3 protein-coding genes and 1 pseudogene are annotated in these 4,531 nt (G+C 69.9%); 3 read left to right on the top strand and 1 reads right to left on the bottom strand.

The annotated features are described in order from the left end of the window. Positions 1-73 precede the first annotated feature (73 nt). The 3 genes from NBG84_RS34995 (at position 74) to NBG84_RS34985 (ending at position 4,067) form a co-directional block, all read left to right on the top strand. Positions 74-1,753 carry an AMP-binding protein gene (locus NBG84_RS34995; RefSeq protein ID WP_250923724.1) on the top strand — a complete coding sequence of 560 codons (1,680 nt, stop codon included), beginning with the start codon at positions 74-76 and terminating at the stop codon, positions 1,751-1,753. Between the two features lie 83 nt (positions 1,754-1,836). Further along, a complete protein-coding gene (locus NBG84_RS34990; RefSeq protein WP_250923723.1) occupies positions 1,837-2,994 on the top strand; it encodes an acyl-CoA dehydrogenase family protein in 1,158 nt (385 codons plus the stop codon). Positions 2,995-3,236: 242 nt separating this feature from the next. Next, positions 3,237-4,067, top strand: coding sequence for an enoyl-CoA hydratase/isomerase family protein (locus tag NBG84_RS34985; RefSeq protein ID WP_250923722.1), 831 nt, complete (start codon positions 3,237-3,239; stop codon positions 4,065-4,067). 356 nt (positions 4,068-4,423) lie between these two features. Here NBG84_RS34985 and NBG84_RS34980 read toward each other — a convergent pair. Then, positions 4,424-4,531, bottom strand: a pseudogene (locus tag NBG84_RS34980) (MaoC family dehydratase); the annotation flags it as partial.

The following is a 4,531-nucleotide window of genomic DNA, read 5'->3' as shown; positions in this document are numbered from 1 at the left end:
GCCATAACACCGGTCACCCACCCAACCGCACCGGCTGCCAACCACCCACCCTGCACCAGCAGAAGGAAACGCCATGCAGTCGAGCATCATCGATGTCTTCCGCGCAATCGCCACAGCTCTACCGGACCGCGAATGCCTGGTACACCGTGCCACCCGCCACACCTACGCCACGGTGCACGATCGGGCCGAGCGCTTGGCCTCGCTACTGGCCGGCCGCGGCCTCGGCGCCCACCGTGAACGCCCCCGCCTCGGCCCGTGCGAATCCGGGCAGGACCACCTGGCGCTGTACCTCCACAACTGCCCGGCCTACTTCGAGGCCACTCTCGGCGCCCTCGCAGCCCGGCTGGCACCGCTGAGTGTCAACTATCGCTACACCGCGGCCGAACTGCGCCATCTCTTCGGCGACGCCCGGCCCGCCGTGATCGTCTACCACGCCACCTTCGCACCCGTCATCGCGGAGGTGCTGCCCCAGCTACCCACCACCCCACTGCTCCTCCAGGTCGAGGACGGCTCGGGACACCCGCTGCTGCCCGGCGCGCTCGACTACGACCGGGCCCTGGACGAGACACCTCGCGACCCGACTCCGCCCGACGCCTCCCCCGACGACCTGTTCCTGCTGTACACCGGCGGCACCACCGGTATGCCCAAGGGCACCATGTGGCGCAACGGCGACCTCATGCGCAATCTCGCCGGAATCCTGTACCCACCGGACGCCTCCCCCGCCGAGGCGGCCACCGCGGTCGCCGCCGCCGTGGGCCCGCACTACCTCGGCACCGCACCGTTCATGCACGCCACGGGCTGGGTCGGCGCACTGCGCACCCTGCTCCTCGGTGGCGTGGTGGTGATCCCGGACGCACCGCACCGCCTCGACCCCCCGGATGTCTGCGCGCTCATCGAGCGCGAGCAGATCGATACGGCGTCCCTGGTGGGCGAGGCATTCTGCCGTCCCATCGCGGACGAGCTGGACCGGCGGACCTATGACATGTCCTCGCTGCGCGCGGTCCTGCTCAGCGGCGGAGCGACCCAGCCACGCACACTGGAACGGCTTGCCGCGCACATGCACCAGACGGTGTTCTCGGACGCGGCCGGCTCCAGCGAGATCATGCAGGTGGTCAGGACGGAGATCCCGATCGGCGCCACCCGGGAGGCGGGCGTGTTCAGCATGCTGCCCCGGGGACGCGTCGTCGACCAGGCTCGAACCCGTCTACTGGGTCCCGGCGAAGAGGGCATCGGCTGGCTGGCGGGCGCCGAACCACTGCCCCTCGGCTACCTGGGGGACGAGGCCAAGACCGCCGAGACCTTCCAGACCGTCGACGGACAGCGCCTCGGCATCCCCGGCGACCTGGTCCGGCTTCGCGCCGACGGCACGCTGGTGCTGCTCGGACGGGATTCCATGACCATCAACACCGGCGGTGAGAAGGTCTTCGCCGAGGAGGTGGAGCGCGCCGTCTTCACCCACCCCGCCGTTCTCGATGTGCTGGTGGTGGGCCGACCCAGCGAACGCTGGGGCAGCGAGGTGGTCGCACTGATCCGACTCGACGGTGCGGCGGGCCTTCCGGACGACGAGGAACTCCGTGCCCGGGCCGGCGAGCAGATCGCCCGCTACAAACTCCCCAAGGCCTTTCTCCAGGTGCCCGAGATCCGCCGCAACCCCGCGGGCAAGGCCGACTACGCCTGGGCCCGCGCACTGGCCGCCGAAGCCTCCGAAGAGTCGTGCCTCCCGTCTCACACCAGCGCGGCGACCCGTCCCTGACCACACCGAGCACCACGCTGCTCCCCGGCGGTTCGGCACTTCCGCCCGGAGCCGCCCAACACCATCAGAGCTGGAGTGATCCTGTGAAGCGCACCCTCTACAACAAGGACCACGAGGCGTTTCGGTCCGTCATCCGGGACTTCATCACCAAGGAGGTCGTGCCCGCTTTCCCCGAGTGGGAGAAGGCGGGCCAGGCCCCCCGCTGGCTGTTCAAACGACTGGGTGAGCTGGGCTGCCTCGGCTTCGACGTTCCCGAGGAGTACGGCGGTCTCGGCGAGACCAGCTACAAGTTCCAGGCGATCATGACGGAGGAGGTGGCGAGGGCTGCGGTCTGGATAGGTCACCACCACATCAGCACCGGCATCGTCCTGCCCTATCTGCTGCGGCTCGCCAACGAGGAGCAGAAGCGACGCTGGCTGCCCGGCTGTGCCAACGGTGACATCCTGCTGGCGATCGCCATGACGGAACCGGGCACCGGCTCCGACCTCGCGAACATCCGCACCACCGCCAAACTCTCCGACGACGGCACGCACTACGTCCTCAACGGCGCCAAGACCTTCATCACCGGAGGCTTTGTCTCCGACCTGTTCGTGGTCGCCGCACGCACATCACCCTACGACCCGGACAATCGCCGCCATGGCCTGTCGCTGCTGGTCGTCGACAGCACCAGCGAGGGCTTCGGGCGCGGCCGCCGCCTGGAGAAGATCGGCCGGCACAGCATGGACACCGCCGAGTTGTCCTTCACCGATGTCCGCGTGCCGGTGGAGAACCTGCTCGGCGAGGAGGGCGAGGGCTTCACCTACCTTGGACAGAATCTGGTGCGCGAGCGCCTGTACATCGGCGTCTGCGGCGTCGCCCAGGCCCGCGCAGCGATCCGCTTCGCCACCGAGTACGTCAAGGAACGGCAGGTCTTCGGCAAGCCGGTCGCCTCGTTCCAGAACACCAAGTTCGTCCTCGCCGAGTGTGAGGCGGAGACCACGGCCGCCGAAGCCATGGTGGACCGGGGTGTGGAGCTCGACGACAGCGGTGAGTTGACCGCCGCCGACGCCGCCAAGATCAAGCTGTTCTGCACCGAGATGTCCGGCCGCGTCATCGACAAATGCCTCCAACTGCACGGGGGCTACGGCTACATGCTTGAGTACCCCATCGCCCGTCTCTACACCGACACCCGGGTCAGCCGCATCACCGGCGGCACCAGCGAAGTACAGAAGTCGATCATTGCCAAGGACCTCGGTCTGTGATCCGGGCAAGGCGCCCCTCAGGGAAGTCGGACGGCGTGCGTGACGCTGCCATCGGGAACATCGTGCGCCCGGCAGCCGGCGAGCACAGCGGTTCGCTGTCCCGATGGATATCGCCCCGGCCTGCGTCGATGTCCTGAACGCCCCGCTCGACCACAGCGGGCCCGCCCCACCTTCCGTGGCCGGCAGCATCCTCACCCCCGGCCGTCCGGCGATCCGAGCGAGACACCGAGAGCGGAGAAGAGATGACCAGCGGTCCCGCAGAGGCGGAGCCCACCCGGCTGCTCACCGAGATCACCCCGGACGGGGTCATGATCCTGACGTTCCACGGGCCGCACCAACGCAACGCGGCCGGGGCGGAGGTCATGCCCGCGCTCAGGGCGGCGGTCACCCGGGCCGGTGAGGACGACACGGTCCGCGCTGTCGTCCTCACCGGCTCCGAGGGCTACTTCTCCGCCGGGGGCAATGTCAGGAAGATGAAACTGGGCGGCCACCCGGAGAGCAAGGGAGTCTTCTCGCCGACCGGCGCGGGCCTCGTCCGCGGTCAAGAGGTCCTGGACCGGCTCCACCGGCTGCCCAAGCCGACCATCGCCGCCGTCGAGGGGTGCGCCGTCGGCATCGGCTGGAGCTTCGTCCTCGCCTGCGACCTCACCGTCGCCGCCGAGGACAGCTTCTTCATGGCCCCCCACGTCCGCCTCGGCCTCGTCGCGGACGGGGGCTGCGCGTGGTTCCTCACCCAGGCCCTCGGCTCCCGCCGCGCCACCCAACTGCTGACCCTGGGTGAGCGGTTGCCGGCCTCCCGCGCCGCCGAACTGGGTCTGGTCAACCAGGTCACCGCCCCCGGTGCCGCGCTCAAGGAGGCGCTCGACTGGGCCGGACGGCTGGCGACCGGCCCCCAGGACGCCCTCAGGCTGACCAAGCACCTGGTACGGGCCGCCGAACGCACCCCGGCCTTCCGCGACTTCCTGGACACCGAGTTGGTCACCGTCAATCTCGCGCTGCACGGACCGGACGCCCACGAGGGTCTGGCGGCCCATCTGGACCGCCGCGAGGCGGACTTCGGCCACGCGCGCTGAGTGAGACGGCGCGTCCTCCGACACCTCGTAAGCGTCCGAGCAGGCACTCGGGCAGATTCTCGGGCAGGGCGGGGGCGGCCTGCCCAGGTGGGGCGCCCCGTCTCAACACGGGCGGAGTCGTCGGCATATGGGCTCACCGAACTCACGGCCACGGCCCCACCCGGCGGCGAGGGCGGATCATCCGCTCTCGCCGCCGGGCCGGGCCGGACCACCCTCATGAGTCCCCCGGTACGACGCGGAGTCCCGCCACCGCAAGAAGGCCGCGAGAGGCAGATGCCCCCTCGCGGCCTTCGGCTGCCGCCTGATCGGGCGGGAGATTCCTGTTCCCCGTCGCTCACCAGACGACAGGCGATCCGCTAAGCCCTGGGTTCCGGGCGGCCGGGCTGCTCTCCGCCCCGCTCCTTGATGTAGGTCTCGTTGGGGACCATCACCTTGCGGCGGAAGACGCAGACCACGGTGCCGTC

The sequence above is a fragment of the Streptomyces albipurpureus genome (genome assembly GCF_023701525.1).
Lineage (GTDB): Bacteria > Actinomycetota > Actinomycetes > Streptomycetales > Streptomycetaceae > Streptomyces > Streptomyces albipurpureus.
The sequence above is the reverse complement of the archived record's forward strand: the minus strand, read 5'-3'. Positions and strand labels throughout refer to the sequence as shown.

What these genes read in the sequence shown, in the direction of transcription:
- NBG84_RS34985 (WP_250923722.1), top strand. Translation starts at nt 3,237, where the DNA reads ATGACCAGCGGTCCCGCAGAGGCGGAGCCCACCCGGCTGCTCACCGAG.
- NBG84_RS34995 (WP_250923724.1), top strand. Translation starts at nt 74, where the DNA reads ATGCAGTCGAGCATCATCGATGTCTTCCGCGCAATCGCCACAGCTCTA.